Below are 23404 nucleotides of genomic sequence, written 5' to 3'. Positions count from 1 at the left end.
GGCAGGGAAATGCTGGGTAGCTTGACCGGACCGGCTCTCCCGCGACGAAGCGAAACGAGGCACCCATCCATGCTCAGGCGGTCACGCGCGCTGCTGTCGCTGCTCCTGCCGGTGGCCGCGACCGCGTTCGTCCTGGGGCCGGCGGCCGCCGCGCCGGGCGGCAGCCCACCTGGCCCACCGGCCTCACCCCCGGCCGCCCAGGCCGCGGCGCCGGCCGACGGGATCCGCTTCCCGTTCGGCTTCATCGTCGGGGACGACGCGCAGCCGACCACCAGCCGGGTCGCGAAACTCGGCTCCGACATCAGCTTCCCGCCCGGCCGCTTCGACGGCGCGCTGCTCGGGCTGAACGGCACGGTGCCGATCACCGGAAAACTGAGCGTCCCGGTGGCTTCGAGCTATTTCGTCACCTTCCGCTTCATGCCCGCCACCGCCACAGTCGAGCTGACGCCCAGCGGCGACGCCACCGGGACCGTGACCGTCCACACCGGACGGACGGGAGACTGCGCCCCGGTGCAGACCGACATCTGCGCGGACACCGACGTGGTCAACTCGGTCTTCGTGAAGCTGTCGGACCTCCGGGTGGACGGGCGCCCGCTCGACGTCGGCCCGGACTGCCGCACGGCCGAGCCGGCCCGGGTGGAGATCAAGGGACTGCTGCCACTGGCGTTCCCGGCGCAGCCGACGAAGGTGTCGACCACGTTCGCCATGCCGGCGTTAGCCGGGTGCACCGGGCACGAGGACTTCAGCCGGCTGTTCAGCGGGCTGGTCTCCGGGCCGGGCAACACCCTGGTGACCGACCTCGTGCTGCGCTGCGTCGGCAACGGCGCGCCGCCGAACGGGTGCGGGACATGACCACGCTGCTGACCGAGGTCCCGCGCCGGGCGGCGAACGGGCTGCGCGAGTTCGGCCGGATGTGCGCGCTCGCCCTCGACGTGCTCGTCGCGATGGGCCGCCGTCCTTACCAGGTACGGGAATTCGTCCTGCAGTTCTGGTTCATCGCCAGTGTCTCCATCACCCCGGCGATCCTCGTCTCGATCCCGTTCGGCGCGGTCATCTCCCTGCAGCTCGGGTCGCTGACCAGCCAGATCGGCGCCGAGCAGTTCAACGGCGCGGCCGGGGTGCTCGTGGTGGTCCAGCAGGCCAGCCCGATCGTGACCACCCTGATCATCGCCGGCGCCGGCGGCAGCGCGATCTGCGCGGACCTCGGCGCCCGCACCATCCGCGAGGAGATCGACGCGATGGAGGTGCTCGGCGTCTCGCCGGTGCAGCGGCTCCTCGTCCCCCGGGTGCAGGCGGCGGTGTGTGTTTCGGTGCTGCTCAACGGTTTGGTCAGCGTCGTCGGCGTGGTCGGCGGTTACTTCTTCGCGGTGGTCGTGCAGGGCGGCACCCCCGGCGCGTACCTGTCGAGCTTCAACGCCCTCGCCCAGCTGCCGGACCTGATCGTCAGCACGGTGAAGGCGGTGCTCTTCGGCTACCTCGCCGGCGTGGTCGCCTCGTACCGCGGGCTGAACCCCAAGGGCGGGCCGAAGGGCGTCGGCGACGTCGTCAACCAGTCGGTGGTCATCACGTTCCTGCTGCTGTTCTTCGTCAACACCATGCTGACCGCGCTGTACCTGCAGCTGGTCCCGGCGAAGGGTTCCTGAGTGACCGACCTGCGCAGTGTTCTCGGCAAGCCGGGCGAACGGCTGTTCGCGCTCGGCGATCAGCTGCTGTTCTACATTCGCGCGCTCGCCGCGATCCCGGTCGCCCTCACCCGGTACTTCCGGGAGGTCGTGCGGTTGCTGGCCGAGGTGACCTTCGGCAGCGGGGCGCTCGCGGTGATCGGCGGCACGGTCGGGGTCATGGTCGGGTTGTGCGTGTTCACCGGGGTGACCGTCGGGCTGCAGGGCTTCAGCGCGCTGAAGCAGATCAACATCTCCGCGATGACCGGCTTCCTCACCGCGTACTTCAACACCCGGGAGATCGCCCCGCTGGCCGCGGGACTCGCCCTTTCGTCCACAGTGGGCAGCGGGTTCACCGCGCAGCTGGGCGCGATGCGGATCTCCGAGGAGATCGACGCGCTCGAGGTGATGGCCGTGCGGAGCCTGCCGTACCTCGTGACCACCCGGATCATCGCCGGGTTCGTCGCGATCATCCCGCTGTACGTGGTGGGGCTGCTCATCTCCTACCTCGGCTCGCGGGTGACCACGGTGGTGTTCTTCGGCCAGTCCGGCGGCACCTACGACCACTACTTCACCCTCTTCCTACCCCCCGAGGACGTGTTGTGGTCCTTCGGGAAGGTGCTGGTGTTCAGCGTCGCGGTGATCCTCACCCACTGCTTCTACGGCTACCGCGCCAGCGGCGGCCCGGCCGGCGTCGGCATCGCAGTCGGCCGCGCCGTGCGCACCTCGATCGTGCTGATCAGCGTGCTGGACCTGTTCCTGTCGCTGGCGATCTGGGGCGCCACGGTCACGGTGAAGGTGTCCGGGTGAACCGGCTCGGCACGCAACTGGCCGGGGCCGCCTTCCTGGTCGTGCTCGCCCTGCTCGGCTGGCTGACCGTGGCGATCTACGACAAGGACTTCGACCACTCCGACCTGGTCCGCCTGGAGACCGACCGGGCGGGCAGCCAGCTCTCGCCGACGGCCGAGGTCAAGGTGCGCGGAGTGCCGTTCGGCGAGGTCCGCGAAGTGCGGAGCACGCCGGCGGGCGCCGAGATCGACCTCGCGCTGGACCCGGCGAAGATCGGCGCGCTGCCCCGGAACGTCTCGGCCCGGCTGCTGCCGAAAACCCTGTTCGGCCAGCGCTACGTCGACCTCGTGCTGCCGCAGACCGGCCAGGGGAACCTGCGGGCGGGCGACGTGATCGCGCAGGACAACTCCTCCAACGCGATCGAGGTGGAACGGGTCCTCGACGACCTGCTGCCGCTGCTGCGCGCGGTCCAGCCGCAGAAGCTCAACAGCTCGCTCGGCGCCATCTCCCAGGCGCTGGACAACCGCGGCAAACCCCTCGGGGACAGCATCGTCAAGCTGCAGAACCTGCTCGCCCAGGTGAACCCGCTGCTCCCGCGGCTGCAGCAGGACCTCAGCGGGCTGGCCGCCGCCTCCGACGTCTACACCACGGCCGCGCCGGACATCCTGCACGCGCTGGCCGACCTGTCGACGACCTCGAAGACGATCGTCGACGACCAGGACGGGCTGCGCTCCCTGTTCGCCAGCGCCACCGGCGCGTCGCAGAACCTGGGCGACTTCCTCCGGAAGAACAAGGACAACCTGATCGGGGTGTCCGCGGAGAGCCGGTCCTCGCTGGAACTGCTTTCCCAGTACTCGCCGGAGTTCCCCTGCCTCTTCGACGCGGTGAACCGGCTGAAACCGTTGATGGAGAAGGCACTCGGGGCCGGTACCGGCGAGCCGGGGCTGCACGTCGTGCTCACCGTCCAGGACCCGCGGGAGAAGTACGTGCCCGGGCGGGACACCCCGTCCTTCACCGCGACCGGGGGACCCCGGTGTTACGGCGGAGGCGGCGGCGGTGCGACGGCCGGAGTGGCAGCCGGCGGGGCAGCCGGAGATGACGGCGGCGATCTCGGACCGGCTAACTCGGCCGGTGAACGCGCGCTCGTGACCGAACTGCTCCGTCCCCAGCTGGGCGACGTGCCCGGCTGGAGCAGTGTGCTGATCGGACCCGCGCTGCGGGGGACGGAGGTGACCGTCCGATGAGGAGTGTGCTCGCGCCGGCGGTCAAGGGACTGATCTTCTTCGCCGTGACTGCCCTCGCGACGGGGCTGCTCGCGGTCACCATCGCCAACAGCGGGGCCCCGGACGCCGTGGGCTACACCGCGCGGTTCACCGACGCGACGTCGGTCAACGCCGGTGACGAGGTGCGCATGGCCGGGGTCCGGATCGGCCAGGTCGACTCCATCCGGGTCGTCGACCAGCGGGTCGCGGAGGTGGGCTTCTCGGTGGACCGCGCGCACCGGCCGACCGCGGCGACCACGATCACCATCCGGTACCGCAACCTGGTCGGCCAGCGTTACCTCGCGGTGGATCCTGGGCCAGCCCCGGCTCCGGCGCCGTTGCCCGACGGGGCGCAGATCCCGCTGGAACGGACCACCCCCGCCCTCGACCTCACCACGTTGTTCAACGGCTTCAAGCCCTTGTTCCAGGCCCTCTCCCCGGACGACGTGAACCAGCTGTCGTTCGAGCTCGTCCAGGTGCTGCAAGGGGAAGGCGGCACCGTCGAGAGCCTGCTGCAGCACACCGCGTCGCTCACCTCGACCCTGGCCGGCAAGGACCAGGTGATCGGGCAGGTGATCGGCAACCTGAATTCGGTGCTGGACACGGTGAACGCCCAGGGCGACCAGTTCGACGCGCTGGTCGACACGACTTCGCGGCTGGTCAGCGGCCTGGCCGCGGACGCCGGCCCGATCGGGCGCGCGGTCGGCGGCCTCGGCGACCTGAGCAACGCGACGGCCGGGCTGCTGGAGCAGGGCCGCAAACCGCTGGCCGACAGCATCACCGCGCTGGGCGACCTGTCCCGCAACCTCGCCGACAACACCCCGGTGTTCCAGAAGTTCATCGACAACCTGCCGGCGAAGTACGACCGCATCGGCACTTTGTTCTCCTACGGCTCCTGGGCCAACTTCTACCTCTGCGCGGTGCGGACCGACGCCAAGCCCGCCCCGGGCGGCCCGCCGCCGGGCATCCCCGTGACCGCTGAGAGGTGCCGATGAACCCGCTGCGGAAACTCCGGCGGGACTCCGGGGGCCACCGTGTCTCCCGGGCGCCGCGGATCAAGCCGTTCCGCTCCCGCAGCCCGATGAAGGTCGGCCTGGTGACCGCGGCCGTGATGATCGTGATCGGCCTGCTCACCTTCTTCTCCGGCGACCTGCCGCTGATCGGCGGGGGCACCACGTACCAGGCGGAGTTCCACGAGGCGGCCGGGCTCCGCTCCGGGGACGAGGTCCGCGTCGCCGGGGTCAAGGTCGGCGAGGTGACCGGCGTCGACCTGGCCGGGGACCACGTGGACGTGCGGTTCCGCGTCCAGGACACCTGGGTCGGCGACCGCACCACCGCCGCGATCAAGATCAAAACGCTGCTGGGGCAGAAGAACCTGGTGCTCGACCCGGTCGGCGGCACCGAGCTGGACCCGGGCAAGCCGATCCCGCTGGAGCGCACCAGCTCGCCCTACGACGTCACGACCGTGTTCAACGACCTGGGCAGCACCCTCGGCTCGATCAACACCGACCAGCTGGCGCAGGCTTTCCGGGCGCTGTCGGGGACCATCGGCGCTTCCGCTCCGGCGGACGTGCGCGCGGCGTTCACCGGCGTGGCCGCGCTGTCGCAGACTCTGGCCTCCCGGGACGACGAGCTGGTGAAGCTGTTCCAGAACACCCAGGCCATCTCGAAGACACTCGCGGACCGGTCCGGCCAGATCGGCTCGCTGATCAGGGACGGCAACACCCTGCTGACGCAGCTGAACGCCCGCAAGGACTCGATCTCGAAGCTGTTCACCGGGATCCGGAGCCTGTCGACGCAGCTGCGCGGGCTGGTGGCGGACAACCAGAAGACGCTGGGCCCGGCGCTCGACCAGCTCGACCGCGTCGCCGGGGTGCTGCAGCAGAACCAGGCGAAGCTCGAGGACAGCCTGCGCCTGGCCGGGCCGTTCTACCGGCTGCTCGGCAACGCGCTCGGCAACGGCCACTGGATCGACACCTACCTGTGCGGGCTCATCCCGGACGGGACCACCCCGGGCAGCTGCGCGCCGCCACCGAACGGAGGACGCTGATGTCGCGTCACGTCGCTGATTCAGAACAGGTTGATCTGGAGCAGGGTGAGCTGGCCGATCTCGGGGCCGGGGCCCGTCGCCGGACCCTGCGCCGACGGCTCGCCCTCGGCGTGGCCGCCGCGCTGATCGTGTGCGGCGTGTGGCCGCTCGTCACCGCTCCGTCGGACCGGGTCGTGACGGCGTACTTCGCCGCCGCGGTCGGCATCTACCCGAATTCCGACGTCCGGGTGCTCGGGGTGCCCGTCGGCTCGGTGACCGCGGTGCAGCCGCAGGGCACCCAGGTGAAGGTGACCATGAAGGTCCGGCCCGGCCTGCAGCTGCCCGCCGACGCCGGGGCCGCGGTGATCACCCCGAGCCTGGTCGCCGACCGCTACGTGCAGCTCACCCCGCCCTACACCGGCGGCCCGCTGTTCACCGGCGCGGAGATCCCGCGGCAGCGGACCGCGACCCCGGTCGAGGTGGACCAGCTCATGGCCAGCCTGAAACAGCTGATGGGCGCGCTGGGCCCGAACGGGGCGAACAAGGACGGCGCGGTCAGCGACCTGCTCACCACGTCGGCCGCCTACCTCGACGGCAACGGGAAGCTCGTCGGCCAGGCGATCAAGAACCTCGGCGACCTCGCCCGCACCGCCGGCGACTCGAAGGACGACCTGTTCGGCACGGTGGACGACATCGGCAAGTTCACCGCCATGCTGGCGTCCAACGACGACCAGGTGAAGCAGGCGGCCGGGCAGCTGGCGTCGATCAGCAAGGTGCTCGCCGACCAGCGGGACCAGTTCCCCGCCGCGCTCGACGAGCTGACCCAGGCGCTCGGCATGGTGCAGGGGTTCATCAAGGACAACCGGGGCAAGGTCCAGTCCGATGTGGACAAGCTGGCCGACGTGACGAAGGTGCTCTCCGACCAGAAGCAGTCGCTGGCCGAAGCGCTGAGCGCCGCGCCGAACGCGCTGACGAACCTGCTCGGTGCGTACGACCCGGCGACCGGAACCCTCGACGGCCGCGGCAACCTCCTCGAATTCCCGGGGCAGAAATGAAACTCGTGGCCCAAAAACGGGCAACCCGAGTCAACCGGGCAACACGGTGGATCGCCGTTCTCTCGCTCGTGCTCGCGACCACCGGCTGCAGCGGCGGGTTCAACGTCTACGACCTCCCGCTGCCCGGCGGCGCCGCGCTGGGCGCGAACCCGATGCACGTGACCGCGAGTTTCACCGACGTGCTCGACCTGGTCCCGCAGTCCGGGGTCAAGGTGAACGACGTCGCGGTCGGGAAGGTGACCCGGATCGACCTGGCGCCGGACGGCCGCAGCGCGGTGGTCGTCCTCACCATCAACAACGACGTCACCCTTCCCGCCAACGCGGTCGCCCGGCTGCGGCAGGCGAGCATCCTCGGCGAGAAGTTCGTCGAGCTGGCCCCGCCGGCCGACGCGACGCCGACCGGGCGGCTGGCGGACGGCGCCGTCATCCCGCTGGACCGGTCCAGCCTGACCCCGCAGATCGAAGAGGTCTTCGGCGCGCTGTCGCTCCTGCTCAACGGCGGCGGCGTGGCCCAGGTGCAGAACATCAGCCACCAGCTCAACCTGGCGCTGGGCGGGAAGGAGTCCGCCGCCCGCAGCCTGCTGTCCAGCCTGAACACCCTGATGACCGGGCTGGACCAGCAGCGCGGCGAGATCACCCGCGCGCTCGACAGCGTGCAGAAGCTCTCCGCCACGCTGGACGCCCATCGCGAGGACATCACCACCACGCTCACCGGCCTCACCCCCGGGATCAAGGTGCTCGACGACCAGAAGGCCGCGCTGACCGGCATGCTCGACTCCCTCGACGGCCTGACCTCGGTGGCCGTCGGCACCGTCAACCAGAGCAAGGACGACCTGGTGGCCGACCTGAAGGCGCTGGCGCCGCTGCTGCGCCGGCTCGCCGACTCCGGCGACGCGCTGCCCAAGGCGATGGAGATGCTGTTCACCTTCCCGTTCCCCGACGCCGCGCTGGACACCATCCGGGGCGACTACCTCAACACCTTCGTCCGGAAGGGGAACTGATGCTCTCCCGGCTGGTCCGGGCCCAGGTAGTGGCCTTCGGGGTGCTGGCGATCACCGGCACCGCGTACGTCGGCGCCACCTACGCGGGCCTGGACAAGGTGTTCCTCGACCGCGGTTACACCGTGACCGCGCAGTTCAGCTCCGGCGGCGGGATCTTCAGCAACGCGGAGGTCACCTACCGCGGCGTGCCGGTGGGCCGGGTCGGCGACCTGCGGCTGACCGCCGCGGGGATGGAGGCCGACCTGCGCATCGACTCCGGCACGGCGCCGGTGCCCGCGGACACCGAGGCGGTCGTCGCGGACCGCTCGGCGGTCGGCGAGCAGTACGTCGACCTCCGGCCCCGGGTCGACGGCGGCCCGGCACTGCACGACGGCTCGGTCATCGTCCAGAAGGACACCGAGATCCCGCTGCCGGTGGACTCGGTTCTGTCCACTGTGGACTCATTCGCGGACTCGGTGCCGAAACCGGCCCTGCGCACCGTGGTCGACGAGCTGTACAACGCGACGTCCGGCGCCGGTCCCGCCCTCGACGAGCTGGTCGGCCGGGGGATCGAGTTCGTGCAGACGGCGAGCGCGCACGTCGAGCCGCTGACCCGGCTGATCACCGACGCCGGCACGGTGCTGGACACCCAGGTGCAGCAGGCGGACGCGATCCGCGAGTTCGGCACGAACGCGGAACTCCTGGCCGCGGCGATGAAACAGTCGGACGGTGACCTCCGGAAGCTGATCCCCGCCGTGCCGGCCGCCGCGGACCAGGTCGCGGACCTCATCCGCGAATCCGGGCCGGGACTCGGGATCATGCTGGCGAACCTGCTCACCACCGCCCAGGTCCTGGACAGCCGCCAGGACGGCGTGCGGCAGCTGCTGGTCACCGCGCCGAAGGCGGTCGCGGCCGCCGGCTCCGTCGCGCGGCCGGACGGGGTGCACGTCGGGCTGTCGCTGAACTTCTTCGACCCGCCGCCGTGCACCACGGGATACGGGACCACCTACCGCAACGGGCTCGACACCTCGACGCGGCCGCTGAACACCTCCGCGAGGTGCGCGCTGCCCGAGGGCGACCCGACGAACGTCCGCGGCTCGCAGAACGCACCGGGAGGACGACCGTGAGGATCCCAGCAGTCAAGATGCCCGCCGTCAAGAGTCTCAGGTGGCTCCCGCACGCGGCGGTGGCCGTGGCGGCCGTGGCCGCGGCCTGGGGCGGGGTCGACTGGTGGCAGGCGGCGCACGACGACGGGATGACTCGCGCCAGTGCCCGGGACTCGGCCCTGCAGGCGGGGCGGACGGCGGTCGCCGGGCTGACCTCGCTGGACTACCGGCAGGCCGCGGCCGGGTACCAGCACTGGCTCGACGTGAGCGGTGGCCCGTTGCACGACGAGCTGGCCCAGGGCCGGCAGGCCAACCTCGACCGCGTCGCCCAGGCGAAGACCGTCACCACCGGCACGGTCACCGACGGCGCGGTGACCGGACTGGACGCGGCCGGCGGCACCGCCGAGCTGATCGTCTCGGTCGAGCTGGTCGTCACGCCCGAAGGCGGCCAGGCCGTCGAGAAGCACAACCGGTTCAAGGCCGACCTGACCCGAGGCCCCGGAGGCTGGCTGGTGGCCGGGCTCGACCAGGTCCCGGTGGAGGAGAACTCATGACCAGGATGACAGTGCAGTCGAAAAAGCCGCAGTCTAAAAAGGCCCAGTCGAAAAAGCCGGCGAAGCGGCCTGCCCGAGTGGCCGGGCGGCTGCGGATCCGTGCCGCCGCCCCCGTCCGCAGTCTCGCCGACGAGCCGCAGTCGCCGCTCGAAACCGAACCCGAAATCCCGTTGCCGGACAAGGGTTCCCGGGTGAAACGGCGCTGGGCCGGCCGGGTGCTGCCCGCGGCGCTCGTCGTGGTCCTGGCCGGAACGGCGGGCTGGGGCTTCACCGAGGCACACCGGGTCCGCGCCGCGGCGGCGGAGAACTCCGCGCTGGTCGACGCCGCCGGCACCGCCGACGCGGCCAAGGGGATCAGCGCCGCCCTCGGCACCGTTTTCTCTTACCGCTACGACGATTCCGGCCAGAGCCAGCAGGCGGCCGAGGCGGTGCTCAGCGGCGCGGCGCGGGGTCAGTACGACAAGCTGTTCGGGCAGGTGCGCCAGCTCGCCGTCGGGCAGAAGCTGGTGGTGACGTCGCGGGCCGTCGCGTCGGGGATCAAGCTGCTCGACGGCGACCACGCCGCGGCGCTGGTGTTCCTCGACCAGACCGGGGTCCGCGGTGACGGCAGCCAGAACACCGGCGCCGCCCAGCTGAGCGTCACCGCCGAGCGGGAAGCGGGAAAGTGGCGCGTCACCGGCATGTCCGCCGTGTGACGCGCCACCCGCTCAAGAATCCAACAGAGTCAAGAATCCAACAGAGTCAAGAATCCAACAGAGTCAAGAATCCAGCCGCTTTCAGGAATCCAACAGAGCCTGGGCGCGCAACGCGATCTCCAGGTCGAGCCGGTCGTCCGGGTTCTCGAGGCGGTCCCCGAACAGCTCGACGATCTGCCGCATGCGGTAGCGCACCGTCTGGGGGTGCACCTTGAGCCGTTTCCCGATTTCCGGCGCGCTGCCGCCCCGGGTCTGGAGCCAGACCAGCAGGGTCTCGCCCAGCCGCGCGCGTTGTTTCGGCGTCAGGCCGGCGAACGGTTCGAGGCTCTTGGCGCACAGCTCGCGGATGAGGAACTGGTCGGCGAGCAGCCACAGCGTGGACAGGTGATCGGCGCACAGGGTGAGCTGCGCGTCGGGCAGGACGCCGCGCTGGACCAGGCGCAGGGTGCGCTGGGCCCACTGCAGCGAGCGGGCCGCGTCGGCGGTCGGGACGGTGGGGCCCACGACGGCCCGGCGGCCGGGGAAGAGCGCGCCGAGGTCTCGCAGGTCCCGTTGCGGGGCGCCGGTGACCAGGCAGGGCTCGTCGCCGTCGAGCACGGTGAGCACGTCCGGGTGCAGGTCGGGCGGGACGTCCTGGGCCCGGCCGGGCCGGGCCTCCAGCGCGACCACCGCGACTTCGGCGGGGAGCGCCCACTCGGCGGCGACGGCCTGCGCCGCGACCGCCCCCGGGGCCGGCGGCGGGTCGGACAGCAGCAGCTCCAGCAGCCGGTGCCGCCGCCGGACCCGGGTGCCCGAGGCGCGGTCACGGGCGGCGGTGTAGCCCTCGATCGACAGCGCGGAGATTTCGTTGACGTAGGCGAAAGTCGCCTCCGCGCCGATGCACAGCGCGTCCGCGGACAGCCCGGTCGCCCTGGCGAAGTCGGAGATGTGCTGCCAGGCCACCTGCCCGCCCACCCGGTAGGCGGTCTGCAGGCAGTCGAGGCTGCGCCCCTCCTGGAACTCGATCTTCCCGAGGTTGCGGAACACTGCGGCCCACGCCTCGGCGGGCCCGGCTGCGGTGGCGGGCGTGCCGACACTTTCGAGGCACTGCAGGATCGACTGCCGGACACCCTGTGTGATCACCCGGCCGAAGCCGCCCTCGAGCGGCCTGCGGTACTCGGGCACCGCCCGCTGGACCTCCCGCAGGATCGCCCTGGCGAGCGGGTTGACCCGGGGCTTGAACCGGATCGCCAGCTCGCGGGGGAGTGCGGCCCACAACCGGGCCGCGTCGTTCCCGGGCAGGGCCGCGCCGTCGGAGAACGACGTGGGCCGGCGTGGGTTCGGGGCGGTGACGCCGACCGCCATCGACGGCCGGGGCGCGGACGGAACCGGGGGGATCCCGCCGTCGTGCCCGGGTCCCGGCCGGGTCCTGGCGGCCGTGAGACCACTGTCCACGTAGGTCATGGCTGATGTCCTCAATGACAACGAAGTCGGCCTCTTCACCGAGGAAACCGATGCGGATTTCGGGGCCTGGGAAACATAAATTCGAGCGAACGGCACTGTCAACAGCATCGGGTCCGCTGTGGGCGTCCTCCATCTGGACTACACCCGATCGGGTGGCGCTCGGTGATCATGAGTGATACTTCTGCCGTAACGGCATGGCGCGGTTATGACAACTTTCCTCCCGGGTCTTTCCGCTCGCCGGCGGCCACCAGGCGCTCGGCGACGTCGTATACGTCGAGTCGCGCGGGTGAGGTGTGGTCGACGAGCTCCGTCAGCACGGTGCAGAACCGGTCTGGATCGATCACATGTGGAAAATGCTTCGCGTTTTCCAAAATGGTCAGCTCGATTTCCGGAAAGAGATCGGCGGCTTGGCGCCCGTGCGCGACGGGGATCAGCGGATCCCGCGCCCCCCAGAGGATCCGGGTCGGCACGCCCTCGGCGAGGTACAGCTTCTCCAGCGCACTGCCGCGTTGCCCGCGCAGATCGAGCAGACCGCGGGCGATCGAGAGGAACGCGCGGCGCCGGCCGGGGTCGGCGAGCGAGCTCAGGTGCCGGACCAGTTCGCGGCTCTCCGGAGACAGGCTCCCGCCGAGGCCGCGGGCCAGCCGGGCGGCGGCCCGGGCGGCCGCGAGCGTGCCGCGGTTCACGGTGAGGGCCAGGGTGAGCCGCGCCCCGGGCAGCGTCGCCGCGCGCAGGACGAAGCTGACCTCACGGCCGAGGCCGGCGCTGCTCACCAGCATCAGCCGGTCGCACAGGTGCGGGAACTGGTAGGCGAACTGCAGCGCGATCCCGCCGCCGAGCGAGTGGCCGACCAAGGTCGCGTGCCGCACGCCGGACAGGGCGAGCACGTCTCGCACGGCCGACGCCATCGTGCCGAGGCCGTAGTCGGCGCGCGGTGAATCCGAGCCGCCGTGCCCGGGCAGGTCGATGGCCAGTACTCGGTGCGGGAACCCGCGTTCTTCGAGCCGCCGCAGGACCGGTGTCCAGGTCTGCGCGCAGCCGGCGATCCCGTGCAGCAGCACGATCGCCTCGTCGGGCCGGCATTCGGCGGGACGGTACTCGCGGACCTGGATCCGGCGTCCGTGCAGGATCAGGGGGAAAGCGTCACGGGGCATCGGCAGCCTTTCTCACCCGACCACGGTAAGCCGCGATGCCCCCGTTTCCTTGCTCGCCAAGGAAAAATCCGGAAACGTGCGCGCCGGTGACAGTGGACGGCCGCGAAACCCCTTCCCTGGGGGAGAACTAGCTACTCGTCATCCGCTTTCGTCGTCGCCGTGCAGCTGCGCCTGCATGAGCCGCTGGGCGCGCAACGCGAGCTGGATGCCCAGCCGGTCGTCCGCGTCGCGCAGCCGGTCGCCGAACAGGTTTTCCAGCTGCCGGAGTCGGTTGCGCACGGTGTGCGGGTGCACTCCGAGCTGTGACGCGATCTCCGGCGCGCTGCCGCGGGACTCCAGCCAGACCAGCAGTGTCTCGCTGAGCCGCTCGCGCTGCTTCTCCCCGAGCGAGGCGAACGGGTCGAGGCTGCGCCGGGCCAGCTCCGCCGCCAGGAAGTCCTCGGCGAGCAGCCAGAGGGTCGCGAGGTGGTCCCGGCACCAGATGATCGGGCCCGGCACCGCGGCCGTGGACAGCCGCAGCGCCCGCCGGGCGGTGCGCAACGCCGCCGGCGCGTCGGCGAGCGGGACGACGGGGGACACCGCCGCGCGCCAGCCGTCCAGCCGGTCCGCCAGGGGGGCGAGGTCGGTGTCCGGGTCGCTGCTGAGCAGGTGCGGCTCGGGACCGTCCAGCTCGGCCAGCACGCCGTCACCGAGCAGGTCCACGGGGAACTCCGCCGCGCCGGGCCGGCGTTCCAGCGCCACCATGGCCGCGGTTTCGGGCAGCGGCCACCCGGCGCCGCCGGCCAGCTCGGCGATGCTGCGCGCGGAGCCTTCGGGGGCCTTGGCGATCAGCTCGAGCAGGCGGCGGCGCCGTACCGGGACGGTGCCCTCGGCCTCCGCCTGCGCGCGCTGGTAGCCCTCGATCGCCGTGGCGCACAGCTCGTCCACGTAGGCGAAGATCGCTTCGGCGGTGATGGACACGATGTCGGGGTCGACGCCCGCCTGCACCACCGCCGGGTGCATGGACCGCCACGCCACCCTGGCCCCGATGGTGGCGCTGTCCTGCAGTGCGTCGAGGTTGCGGCCCTCGGTGAACTCGAGCCGGCCGCGGCGGCGGAAGAACTCGACCCAGTGCTCGTGCGGCTGGTCCGGCGTCCCCATGGAGTCGACGCAGTGCTGCACGGCGTACTCGACACTCCCCAGGAGCACCTTGCCGAAGACGCCCCGCAACGGCTGGGCGTAGTCCGGGACCGTGCCCCGCACCTCCTGGATCATGGCGGCCACAGTGGAGGCGATGTGCGGCCTGAGCGCCACGCCGAAGTCACGCGGCACTGCGGCGAGCAGACGGAAACTGCGGTACTCGACCACGAAACCTTCCCTTCGGCGAAGACGCGGGGGAGGCGAGCTTATCGCCAGTGCCGAACCCGCGGCGCACCCGATTCCCCGGCGGGGCGATGGCCGGCGCGTGCTTTGACGGGAAAGGAAATACGTCCTAAGCTCCCGCCTGTTCCGCTTTTGCCTGCGGCGGCGGGCGCGATTATCTCGTGGTGCCGATTATCGAGCGGGGAGAGTTCGGTCGTGTCAGGTCTTTCCGTGTGGTCGAAGCTTCCCCCCGAGCTCGGTGCGGCCGTGCGGCTCCGGATCCCGGAGATCGCGCTCGCGTGCGTCGAGGGCCTGGAACGGGAAGTCCCGGAATACTCCGGAAAGTGGGTGCACGGCGCGGACCGCGCGGAGGCCGTCGAGTCCGTGCGCCGGGCGATCGAGCGGGACGTCGACCGGGTCGGCTCCGAGGACATGCGCCACGCCGAACGGCTCGCCGACTTCCGCTGCCGTGGCCGTCTCGCGTGCCAGCGCGGGCTGACCCGTGAGGCGGTCCAGGCCGCGGTGCGCGTCACGAACCGGGTCGCCTGGCGCCGGATCGCCGACACCGCACGGGAACACGGGTTTTCCGCGGACGTGCTGTACCTGCTGGCCGAGGGGATGTTCGCCGATGTGGAGACGTCGATGGCCGCGGTCGCCGAGGGGTACACCGCGGCCGAGCTGGCCGCGGCCGGCGACGGCAAGCGCAACCGCGCGCTCCTGCGCGCGCTGGTCGACGGCCGCGTTCCGGCCGATGTGGACGGTTTCGCCGCGGTCGCGGGGCTGGCGCTCCCGGACCGGGTCGCCGCGGTCGCGTTCCGCGCCGGGGCCGGCGCCCCGGACTTCCCGGCGGACCTGATCCCCGAGCACGTGCTGGCCGATCCGGACGGCCCGTCGCCGGTTCTGCTGAGCGCGGACCCGGACGCCGATCTGGCCGGGTTCGACCGCTTGCCCGCGGGCTGGATCGCCGCGGTGGGGCCGTGTGTGCGCTTCGCCGACGCCGCGGAGTCCTACCGGATCGCCCTGCGCGCGGCCGAGCTGGCGGAGCGCGGCCTGCTCGGCGGCACCGGCCCGGTGGTGTGGTGCCGGGAGCACGTCACGAAGCTCCTGCTGCTGGCGGACGAGTTCCTGGTCGCCCAGCTCGCGGAGAAGACGCTGGCCCCGCTGGCGGGGGTACGGGGCCACCGGCGCGAGCAGCTGGCCGATACCCTGCTGGCCCTGGTCCGGACCCGGGGCAGCGCCCCGGAACTTGGCCGGATGCTGGACCTGCACCCGCAGACGGTCCGGGGCCGGCTCAAGAAGCTCGGCGAGCTGTTCGGCGATCGGCTCGACGATCCGGACGAACGGCTGCGGCTGGAACTGTCCTTGCTGGCGGAAAAAGCGCTGTCGATCTGAGCGCTGTCGATCTGACCGGCCCGTCCGTGGTTTGAGGACGGTCCGGGCCCGCCGCGGGCACGGCGCCGGGGAACACCCAGCGGCGGTAGCCCCACCAGCGGAAGACCGTGCCCGCCGCGGTGCCGAGCACCAGCCCGGCCACCAGGTCGGCGGTCTGCTGCGCGAAATGGCTGACGTACGGCACTTCGAGGTGCAGCACGTGCCGGGCCAGGAGCTCCGGCACCAGCCCGAGCGTCCACGCCACCGCGTTGACCGCCGCGAACAGCGCGGCCTCCCGTCCACCGCGCCCGCGGCGACGGTCCGCGAAGGACCATCGCCGCGAGAGCAGGTAGGAGAACGCCGTGGACAGGAGCGTGGCGGCGGCCAGCGCGACCACCGGGAACCGCCAGAGCACGGTGAGGTTCAACAGGTAATAGGTCGCCGTGGTGACGCCGTAGGCGGCGAGCCCCACGGTCGCGAACCGGTACAGCTCCGCCGGCCGGGCCATGGCCGCCTCAGCAGTTCGAGGTGGCGGGCTTGCCGGCGACGCGGTCCTTGATGAAGGCGAGCACGTCGGCGTTGCCCGTGTAGATCAGGGTGATGTGGTCGGTGTCGTAGGTCTTCCAGGTTTCCTGGACGTGCGCGGCACAGTAGGCCTGGTGCAGGGTGTCGGCCTGGTCGAACTGCACGAGCTGGTCGGCGGTCGCGTGGTAGAGGAAGAGCGGCACCTTGATCGGGTCGGCCCCGAGCTTGTTCTCGTTCAGCCGGGTCACCCAGGGCTGCTTGATGTAGCCCGGGCTCGTGGTGTAGTCCGCGATCTTCTGGTTCGCGTAAGTGGTGAGCAGTTCGAACGTGCAGGCGCTCTTCTTCATCTCGGCCAGCTTCGCCCGCCCGTTGTCGCTCAGGAACGAATCCAGCTTCAGCTCGGGGTAGGCCTGGTCGAGGCCGAGCAGGGCGTAGGCGAACACGCCGAACCCGAACTTCCCGTCGAGCTGCAGCGTCACCTGGACCAGGTCCGCGGGCACCCCGCCGGCGGCGACCCCGACGAGGTCCAGCTCGGGCGCGTAGGAGGGCTGGAGCTGACCGGCCCACGCGGCCGCGCCGCCGCCCTGGGAATACCCGCGGAACACGACTTTCGCGCTCCCGGAAAGGTGCGCGGCGCTCAGGCGCTGCGCGGCCCGGACGGAGTCGATCACCGCGGGGCCCTCCGAGCGGCCGACCACGTACGTCGTCACCGGATCCGGCTGATAGCCCTCGTAATCGGTGACCGCGACGGCGTAACCGGAATCGAGCAGGTCGTCCAGCCCGGGCTGTTCGTAGAAGGCGCCCGCGTCGATCATCGACGACGGCGCGCAGGAGAACGCGGGCCCGTGCGTGCCGGGGGCGAACGCGACGATGGGCGCGGTGGCCGGGTCGGCGTTCTTCGGCACCAGCACCGTGCCGGTCACCGCGTCCGGCTTCCCCAGCGCGTTGGTGGACAGGTACATCACCTGCCAGGCGTTGACGGAATCCTTGCGCGGCCCGGCCACCGAGGGCCGCCAGCGGATCACGTCGCCGGGCTTGCCCTCGGGCAGCGGGGACGGCGGCACGTAGAACGAGTCGTCGGACGGGCCGGTCCCGTCCGCGGGTGCGCTCGCCGAGGCTCCGGCGGCCACCGTCGCCGAGGTGGCGGCGAGCACCGGAGCCAGGGTCAGTGCCAGCAGGACGGTCAGCAGCCGGCGCTTCACGACGTCGTCCCGTAGACGCGCTGGCACACTGTGGACTCGTCGAAGGCGAGCTGCAGATCGGGGTCGGCCTTGAGGTCCTTGACCGGCCCGCCCGGATCGGACAGGCCGCTCATGGTGGTGTCGGCCGCGGAGACCGCCTGGCGCAGCCCGGCCTGGTCGGTCACCTTCGCCTGGGACATCTGCGTCCGGACCGTCACCACCTTGTTCCGGCTCTCCCGCAGCGAGGACAGCGCCTTGTCCACAGTGGACTTGGCGTTCGCCACCGGCGGCTGGCCGGCGGCAGTGAGGCCGTGGCCCATGTCGTCCAGTGCCGCGGTCAGGCGGTCGAGGAAACCGACCATGGCGTCCCGGTCCGAGGCCGGGTTCGCGTTGCCGAGGGCCGGGGGAGTGCCGAGCTTCGCCGATCCCGCGGCGACGCCGCCGCAGACGGTGTCGGCCCACCGGACGGCGGCCGGGTCGGCGTGCCGGCCCGGCGACGCCTGGGTCGGGGAGCTGCAGCCGAGGACGGCACACGGTAAACACGACAGGAGCGCGGCCACCACGGAAACGCGCACCGCATTGTGCAATCGGTTCATGGCCGGAAGGCTAAGCTTCGCGTTCCGATCCGGGCAAGGAACAGCTGTTCCGGTGAACTGTGTTGCCATCCGCGTGCGGGGTGACGGGGTATTTCTTGTCACCCCCGTCAGCAGCCGCCGGACCAGGCCCGGCAGGTCCTGACCGCGGGTATGTCAGGAATTCCGCCGGGAACGTGCACGGAGGTGACAAGTTTCGGCCCGGCGTCCGGATTCGGCCGGTCAGGTGTTGAACGCTTTGTTCAGGATCGTTAGTTTACTGATCGGTAGCGATCACTTCGGCACTACCTTCGTGGATTCGCCCGCATTTTCCGTGAACGGGGCGGGCGCCGTTCGTATCATCGTTGATACCCGGAAGGACCATCGTGAGGCACCCTAGAAGGAACAGGAAAACGGCGGTGGCGGCCGCCGCCACCGCGGGGGCGGTGGGGCTGGCCGCCATCGCGCTCGTCGCCGGAGCACAGACCAGTTCGGCGGACCCCGTTTCGCTGACGCTGAACTACCACTGCACCTACCCGCTGGTGGGTTCGCAGTCGTTGAAGGTGGTGATCAACACTGACCTGCCCAAGACCGTCGCCACCGGCCAGGCCACGGGCGCGTTCAACATCAAGGCCATCTCGACCATCAACGCGGACACCGTCAGCGGGCTCAACCTGATCGGTGCCAAGACGATCGAGGGGCAGGCGATCGCCAAGGCCGCCGTCGCCGCACCGGGGATCAACCTCCCGGTGAGCGTCACGAACACGGTGGAGAAGACGGACATCCCGGCTTCGGGCGAATTCAGCGTCAACGCCAGCGGCCAGACGCCGTCGCTGACCTTCGACAAGCCCGGTGACGCGAAGATCACCGTCGGCGACATCGAGCTGAAGGTCACCCCGCGCAAGGCCGACGGCTCGGTCACCGGGATCACCCCGGACGGCACGATCGACGCGCCGTGCACCCAGGACCCGGGGCAGAACAACACGCTCACCACGATCACCATCACGGACGGCGGCGGTTCCACACCGCCGACTTCGCCGACCGACACGCCGCCGCCTTCGTCGTCGACCGAGCCCCCGCCGTCGTCGTCCACCGAACCGCCGCCTTCGTCCTCGACGGAGCCGCCCGGGGGTGGCGGGATCAAGTACGCCTTCGCCATCGACGGCACCACCGCGCTGAAGTCACTCGGCAGCACGGCGCCGATCAAGGGCTCGTTCGACGCCAACGTGGACCTGGCGACGAAGACGTTCACCGGAGACCTGAACCTGGACCCGACGCACACCGACTTCAAGCTCTTCGGGTTCCTGCAGGGCGGTTCCGACATCAAGGTGGTGCAGCACGGCCAGCAGACCGGCACGCTGCAGGGGACGGGGTTCACGGCGAAGATCTCCTTCGACGCCTTCCTCACGTCGGTCAGCGTGTTCGGCATCCCGATCAGCTCCGACCCGAAGTGCGGCACGGTCAGCCCGTCAACCACCGAGATGACCACCGGCCCGGACTTCGACCTGCTCAAGGGCGGCAAGCTCGGCGGCACCTACTCCCTGTCGGAGCTGGCGAACTGCGGTCAGCTCAACGACTACATCAGTGCGTTCGCCAAGAGCGACGGCAACACGCTGGATCTCAACCTCACCAAGAAGTAACCCTTGCTGCCGGCCCCCGTCGCGATGCGGCGGGGGCCGGTGCCATCCCCGGGAAAGGCGATCCGCGTCATGAGGATGCTCCGGTTTTCGCTCGCCGTGACAGTGGCGGGCCTGGTCGTCGGGTTCATCGCGGCGCCGGCCGCCGCGGCCCCGGTGGCGGTGGACAAGAAGCTCACCTTCGGCTGCCCGTTCCCGTTGATCGGGAAGCAGGAGATGGCGGTCGAGATCAAGACCTCCTTCGACGTGCCGGCGGCGGCCGGTGGCACGTTGACCACGGCTCCGGTCGAGGTGACCGTCACCGTGCCGGACAAGGCGACCCGCGGGCTGGCGCTGGTCGGGGCGGCCAGCGTCGAGGGGACGGCGTCGGCCAATGTGAGCCTGGTCAACGGCCCGCTGAAGCTCCCGCTGACCCTGCCGCTGACCGTGGCGAAGACGACGGTGCCGGCGTCGGGCACGTTCAGCCCGCATGCGACCGGAACCGTGCCGCCGGCCCAGCTCCCGAACCCGGGCCGCACGACCCTGACCGTCGGTGACTTCAGTACTCGCCTGACTCCCAAGAAGGCGGACGGCGGCTTCACCGGGCTGGGCTCGTTCACCTCCGACTGCACGCTCGATCCGGGCCAGGACCCGGTCCTGCTCGACGTCGACCTGTCCGGCGCGCGCGACGACACCCACCGTTACGACGTCCGGGGCGAAACCGCGCTCAAGGCACTGGGCGCCACCGCGCCGCTCACCGGGTCGTTCACCCTCGGCACCGATCCGGCGTTCACCGCCAGCCCGGTTTTCGACCGCGCGTCAGCGGATTTCCGCCTGTTCGGCTTCCTTCCCGGCACCGCCGCCCTGCAGTTCACCGCCGACGGCCCGCAGACCGGCGAACCGGCGGGTGACGGCTTCGTCGCGCACTCGCGGCTGGCCCTGGCGATCCCGCAGGTGACGGTCCTGGGACTGCCGGCCGCGGACGCCTCCTGCCGGACGAGCAGCTCACTGTCCGCGGATTTGCGCACTGGCAACGGTTTCTCGACCGCCGCGGGCGGCTCGGTGGCCGGCTCGTACGTGCTGCCGCCGCTGACCGGCTGCGGGGCGTTCACCGATCCGCTCAGCTCCCAGGTCGCCGGGCCGGGGAACACGATGACCTTGAACCTGACCCCGGTGGCCGGGTGAGGCTCCCGGGCGGCTAACCCCAGCGGAGCGCGGCGACGTGCCCCGCGTCGTCGATGGCCACGATCGTCCGGGTGCCGAGGTGGGGGAGCAGCCAGCGGATCGGCCGGTCGGACACGGACGTGCTGAACCGTTCCCGCATGCCGTCGCCGGCCGGGCCGTCGTCGGCCCACACGGTCACCCGGCCGTCGGTCTTGCCCGTGACCGCCACCCCGCCGTCGGCGGCGACCGCGGTGACCACCTGGGCGACGGCATAGACGTGGCTGCCGACACCGGGGTACTCGACGGTGTGCAGCTCGGCGGGCGTGGGCCGGCAGCGCAGGATGGCGAGGTCGTACTCGTGCGCCAGGCTGCAGCCGCAGCCGACGGCGATCCGGTCCTCCGAGAGGAACGCCGCGCGGGCCGGCATGGGCCGGGAGTCCTCCCGGCGCGATTCGCCGGTCCGGCACCGGATCGCCCGCCCGGCCTCCCGCGTCTCGCCGCCCGTCACCGTCCGGTGGCTGATCTCGTCGCCGTCCTCCATCAGCAGCGCGGCGCCGGACCGGTGCACGGCGACCAGCGGGCCGGTCGCCGGGCCCAGGTCCGTGCGCCGGCCGTCCGGGCCGAGCCGGACCAGCCGGTGGCCGGGAGTCCGCCCGAGGAAGGAGCCGTCGTCGACGCCGAACGCCTGCACCAGCCCGGAACCGGAGCCGAGCACGGCGCCGCCGGGGGAGACCGCGACGGGATCCGGGCAGCGGGCGGCCTCGGTGACGGTGAGGTCCGCCGTCCGGACGTCCACCACCCGGCCGTCCGCGAGCGCGGCGCGGATCCCGGTGCCGTCGCTCAGGTTCACGCAGCAGCGCACGGCCGCGCCGAGGTCGGCGGTCAGCGTGGTGACGACGAGTTCCGGCCGGGGGATCCGCCACAACGGGGCCTGTTCGGGCCAGCTCCAGGCGTGGATCGTGCGGTTGTCCAGCAGGTACAGCCGGCTGCCGTCCGCGCTGAACCGGACGGCGGTCACCGGCTCCATGGAGGACGAGTCCTCCTCGTCGGAGTAGGGCCGCCCGTTGGGATGGAACAGCTCGGCTTCGAACGGCTCGTCGGCGTTGAACGGCTCCTCGGTGTTGAACGGCTCCTCGGTGTCGGAGGGCTCGTGACCGGGGCCGTCGAGCACGTCGGCCATGGGCCACACCGCGATCCAGCCGTGGTCGTAGTGCTTCCAGGTGACCATGGACACCAGCAGCCACCGGCCGGCCGGATCGGTCACCGGCGGCGCGCACACCTCGCGGTTCGCGCTGTACCAGCCCGGGTCCAGTACGACGCCCCAGCTCTCGTCGGCCGGCCCGACGGTGAGTTCCTGCTGTCCCCGGACGACCAGCACCCGCCCGCCGGGCAGGCGGATCTCCCGGTCCCGTCCCTCCTCAGTGGACAGTGCGTCGGACAGCACCCGGGGCGGCGCCGAGGATCGCGCGGCGTGCGGGTCCAGGGTCCACTCCGTCACGTCGTCGGCGTAGCGCACGGTCACCCGTGAGTCGTCGACCGCCACCGACAGCGGCAGGTCGACCGCGTCCGGGGGAAGCGGCAGCTCGCTGCGGGTCCCGTCCGCGGTCCGGGTCGCCAGCAGCCGTCCGGTGCCCCGCTCCACGCCGACGACGGCCGCGCCGCTGTCGGAGACGTAGTAGTCCCACCCGGTGCCCGAACGGCGCCGCAACCGGGTCGCGACCTGGAGGTAGGTGTCCCGCCGCGCGCCGGCCGCGGTCCGGCACAGCTGCTGGATCAGCCGGTGCACGCCGAACTGCGCGGGCCGGCCGTCCCGCGGGTGCACGCGTTCGAGCAGCGAGTACCCCTCCAGCAGGCTGAGGGCTTCGCGGACGTCGATCTCGTCGCCGTGGCGCAGCAGGGGCTCGTTGGAGGCGAAGGCCTTGAGGAACAGCTCGGCCCGGATGCCCGTGGGCGGCAGGAACGCGCAGACGGACAGGATCACCCCGGCGAACTCGCCGACCTGCGCCAGCGACGTTTCGAGTACGGCCTTCACCGGGCCGTCGCGCTCGTACAGCTCCGTGTCGCGCTTGTCGAGAAGCTGCAGGTAGGTGGCGAAGTCGCAATGCGTGCGCGCGCAGTAGGCCGCGGCCTGCCGCACCGCGAGGGACAGGCCGCCGAGCCGGGTCGCCAGCCGGCTCGCGGCCGCGTCCGCCGGCCTGCCGGTGATCGCGGTGAGCAGGGCGACGGAATCCTCGGTGCCGATCGGGCCCAGCGGCAGGCCGCCGAGTCCCTGTTCGGACCAGTCCCGCCAGCGCGAGGTGATGACCACCGAGGCCTTCGGCTCGACCGGCAGCAGCTCGCTGATCCAGCCCGGCTGGTCGACGTTGTCGAAGACGAGCAGCCACCGGTCTTCGGCGTACTCAGCGGTTTCGGTGGACTCCGTGGTTTCGGTGGCGTCGATGGTCTCGAAGGCCGACCTGATCGCGTCCTCGGCGGACAGCCGGGCCGTGTCCACGCCCACGGCCGCCGCGAGGGCGAGCAGCGCGTCGACCGTGGCTTCGCGTGAGGACGCGACGATCCAGCGGATCAGCCGGAACTCGGCGCGGTGCCGATGGCAGAACTCCGTGACCAGCGTCGTCTTGCCGACGCCCCCGAGCCCCGTGACGACCACCGTGGTGCCGCGGCCGAGCCGCTCGTGCAGCTCGGCGAGCGCGTCCTCCCGCCCGACGAGGTGACTCACCCGGGGCGGCACCCCCGCGAACTTCGGCGGTGGCGCGGACGCGGGCGCCGAAAAGTGCACGCCTCCGTAGATGTCGCGCGCCTGCACGACATTCCCGCTGGTGACGCCGCCGATGATGTTCTCCGACACGGCCTCTGCATACCACGAACGGGACGGTGGTGAGCGGGCTTCGGCCGCTTCGGCCGCA

General features: G+C 71.4%; 21 protein-coding genes. 14 read left to right on the top strand and 7 right to left on the bottom strand.

Annotation, left to right across the window (positions count from 1 at the left end):
- Positions 1-69: 69 nt before the first annotated feature.
- From OG943_RS17155 to OG943_RS17105, 11 genes are all read left to right on the top strand, one after another.
- Complete coding sequence (locus OG943_RS17155) at positions 70-852, top strand: hypothetical protein (RefSeq protein ID WP_328610776.1); 783 nt, start codon at positions 70-72, stop codon at positions 850-852.
- Complete coding sequence (locus tag OG943_RS17150) at positions 849-1643, top strand: MlaE family ABC transporter permease (protein WP_328610775.1); 795 nt, start codon at positions 849-851, stop codon at positions 1641-1643. The genes OG943_RS17155 and OG943_RS17150 overlap by 4 nt, the downstream gene beginning before the upstream one ends.
- Complete coding sequence (locus tag OG943_RS17145; RefSeq protein WP_328610774.1) at positions 1644-2471, top strand: MlaE family ABC transporter permease; 828 nt, start codon at positions 1644-1646, stop codon at positions 2469-2471. It abuts the gene before it with no gap.
- Complete coding sequence (locus tag OG943_RS17140) at positions 2468-3694, top strand: MCE family protein (protein ID WP_328610773.1); 1227 nt, start codon at positions 2468-2470, stop codon at positions 3692-3694. Before OG943_RS17145 ends, OG943_RS17140 begins: the two co-directional genes overlap by 4 nt.
- The gene (locus OG943_RS17135; RefSeq protein ID WP_328610772.1) at positions 3691-4707 is read left to right on the top strand and encodes an MlaD family protein; all 1017 of its coding nucleotides are present in this window, start codon (positions 3691-3693) and stop codon (positions 4705-4707) included. Before OG943_RS17140 ends, OG943_RS17135 begins: the two co-directional genes overlap by 4 nt.
- An 86-nt stretch (positions 4708-4793) precedes the next feature.
- Entirely contained in the window at positions 4794-5762 is a 969-nt protein-coding gene (locus OG943_RS17130; protein ID WP_328612084.1) for an MCE family protein, read from the top strand.
- On the top strand, positions 5762-6796 hold the full coding sequence (locus OG943_RS17125) for an MCE family protein (RefSeq protein ID WP_328610771.1): 1035 nt from the start codon (positions 5762-5764) through the stop codon (positions 6794-6796). The genes OG943_RS17130 and OG943_RS17125 overlap by 1 nt, the downstream gene beginning before the upstream one ends.
- The gene (locus tag OG943_RS17120) at positions 6793-7797 is read left to right on the top strand and encodes an MCE family protein (protein WP_328610770.1); all 1005 of its coding nucleotides are present in this window, start codon (positions 6793-6795) and stop codon (positions 7795-7797) included. The genes OG943_RS17125 and OG943_RS17120 overlap by 4 nt, the downstream gene beginning before the upstream one ends.
- Positions 7797-8903: an MlaD family protein gene (locus OG943_RS17115; protein WP_328610769.1), complete on the top strand. Its 1107-nt coding sequence runs from the start codon at positions 7797-7799 to the stop codon at positions 8901-8903. The genes OG943_RS17120 and OG943_RS17115 overlap by 1 nt, the downstream gene beginning before the upstream one ends.
- Positions 8900-9436: a hypothetical protein gene (locus OG943_RS17110; RefSeq protein ID WP_328610768.1), complete on the top strand. Its 537-nt coding sequence runs from the start codon at positions 8900-8902 to the stop codon at positions 9434-9436. Before OG943_RS17115 ends, OG943_RS17110 begins: the two co-directional genes overlap by 4 nt.
- Positions 9433-10131, top strand: coding sequence for a hypothetical protein (locus tag OG943_RS17105; RefSeq protein ID WP_328610767.1), 699 nt, complete (start codon positions 9433-9435; stop codon positions 10129-10131). The genes OG943_RS17110 and OG943_RS17105 overlap by 4 nt, the downstream gene beginning before the upstream one ends.
- A gap of 81 nt (positions 10132-10212) precedes the next feature.
- Here the strand turns inward: OG943_RS17105 and OG943_RS17100 are convergent, their stop codons facing one another.
- From OG943_RS17100 to OG943_RS17090, 3 genes are all read right to left on the bottom strand, one after another.
- Entirely contained in the window at positions 10213-11412 is a 1200-nt protein-coding gene (locus OG943_RS17100) for a helix-turn-helix domain-containing protein (protein ID WP_442874792.1), read from the bottom strand.
- Between the two features lie 365 nt (positions 11413-11777).
- A complete protein-coding gene (locus OG943_RS17095; protein ID WP_328610765.1) occupies positions 11778-12728 on the bottom strand; it encodes an alpha/beta fold hydrolase in 951 nt (316 codons plus the stop codon).
- A gap of 138 nt (positions 12729-12866) precedes the next feature.
- Positions 12867-14075, bottom strand: a complete 1209-nt coding sequence (locus OG943_RS17090) for a PucR family transcriptional regulator (RefSeq protein ID WP_328610764.1) — start codon at positions 14073-14075, stop codon at positions 12867-12869.
- Between the two features lie 210 nt (positions 14076-14285).
- Between OG943_RS17090 and OG943_RS17085 the strand changes: the two genes are divergently transcribed.
- Positions 14286-15461, top strand: coding sequence for a helix-turn-helix domain-containing protein (locus tag OG943_RS17085; protein ID WP_328610763.1), 1176 nt, complete (start codon positions 14286-14288; stop codon positions 15459-15461).
- Here the strand turns inward: OG943_RS17085 and OG943_RS17080 are convergent.
- From OG943_RS17080 to OG943_RS17070, 3 genes are read right to left on the bottom strand one after another with little or no spacing between them, the layout of a single operon-like run.
- Positions 15361-15948, bottom strand: a complete 588-nt coding sequence (locus tag OG943_RS17080) for a GtrA family protein (protein WP_328610762.1) — start codon at positions 15946-15948, stop codon at positions 15361-15363. The genes OG943_RS17085 and OG943_RS17080 overlap by 101 nt on opposite strands.
- A 7-nt stretch (positions 15949-15955) precedes the next feature.
- The gene (locus OG943_RS17075; RefSeq protein ID WP_328610761.1) at positions 15956-17167 is read right to left on the bottom strand and encodes a lipase family protein; all 1212 of its coding nucleotides are present in this window, start codon (positions 17165-17167) and stop codon (positions 15956-15958) included.
- Positions 17164-17742 carry a hypothetical protein gene (locus OG943_RS17070; protein WP_328610760.1) on the bottom strand — a complete coding sequence of 193 codons (579 nt, stop codon included), beginning with the start codon at positions 17740-17742 and terminating at the stop codon, positions 17164-17166. Before OG943_RS17070 ends, OG943_RS17075 begins: the two co-directional genes overlap by 4 nt.
- A gap of 362 nt (positions 17743-18104) precedes the next feature.
- On the opposite strand from OG943_RS17070, the gene OG943_RS17065 reads away from it, so the two are divergent.
- Complete coding sequence (locus OG943_RS17065; protein WP_442874731.1) at positions 18105-19358, top strand: DUF6801 domain-containing protein; 1254 nt, start codon at positions 18105-18107, stop codon at positions 19356-19358.
- 69 nt (positions 19359-19427) lie between these two features.
- Positions 19428-20519, top strand: coding sequence for a DUF6801 domain-containing protein (locus OG943_RS17060; RefSeq protein ID WP_328610758.1), 1092 nt, complete (start codon positions 19428-19430; stop codon positions 20517-20519).
- 13 nt (positions 20520-20532) lie between these two features.
- On the opposite strand, the gene OG943_RS17055 is transcribed toward OG943_RS17060, so the two are convergent.
- Positions 20533-23346 (bottom strand): AAA family ATPase, encoded by a 2814-nt coding sequence (locus OG943_RS17055; RefSeq protein WP_328610757.1) that lies wholly within the window; start codon positions 23344-23346, stop codon positions 20533-20535.
- Positions 23347-23404: the final 58 nt, after the last annotated feature.

This window comes from Amycolatopsis sp. NBC_00345, assembly GCF_036116635.1.
GTDB lineage: Bacteria > Actinomycetota > Actinomycetes > Mycobacteriales > Pseudonocardiaceae > Amycolatopsis.
The sequence above is the reverse complement of the archived record's forward strand: the minus strand, read 5'-3'. Positions and strand labels throughout refer to the sequence as shown.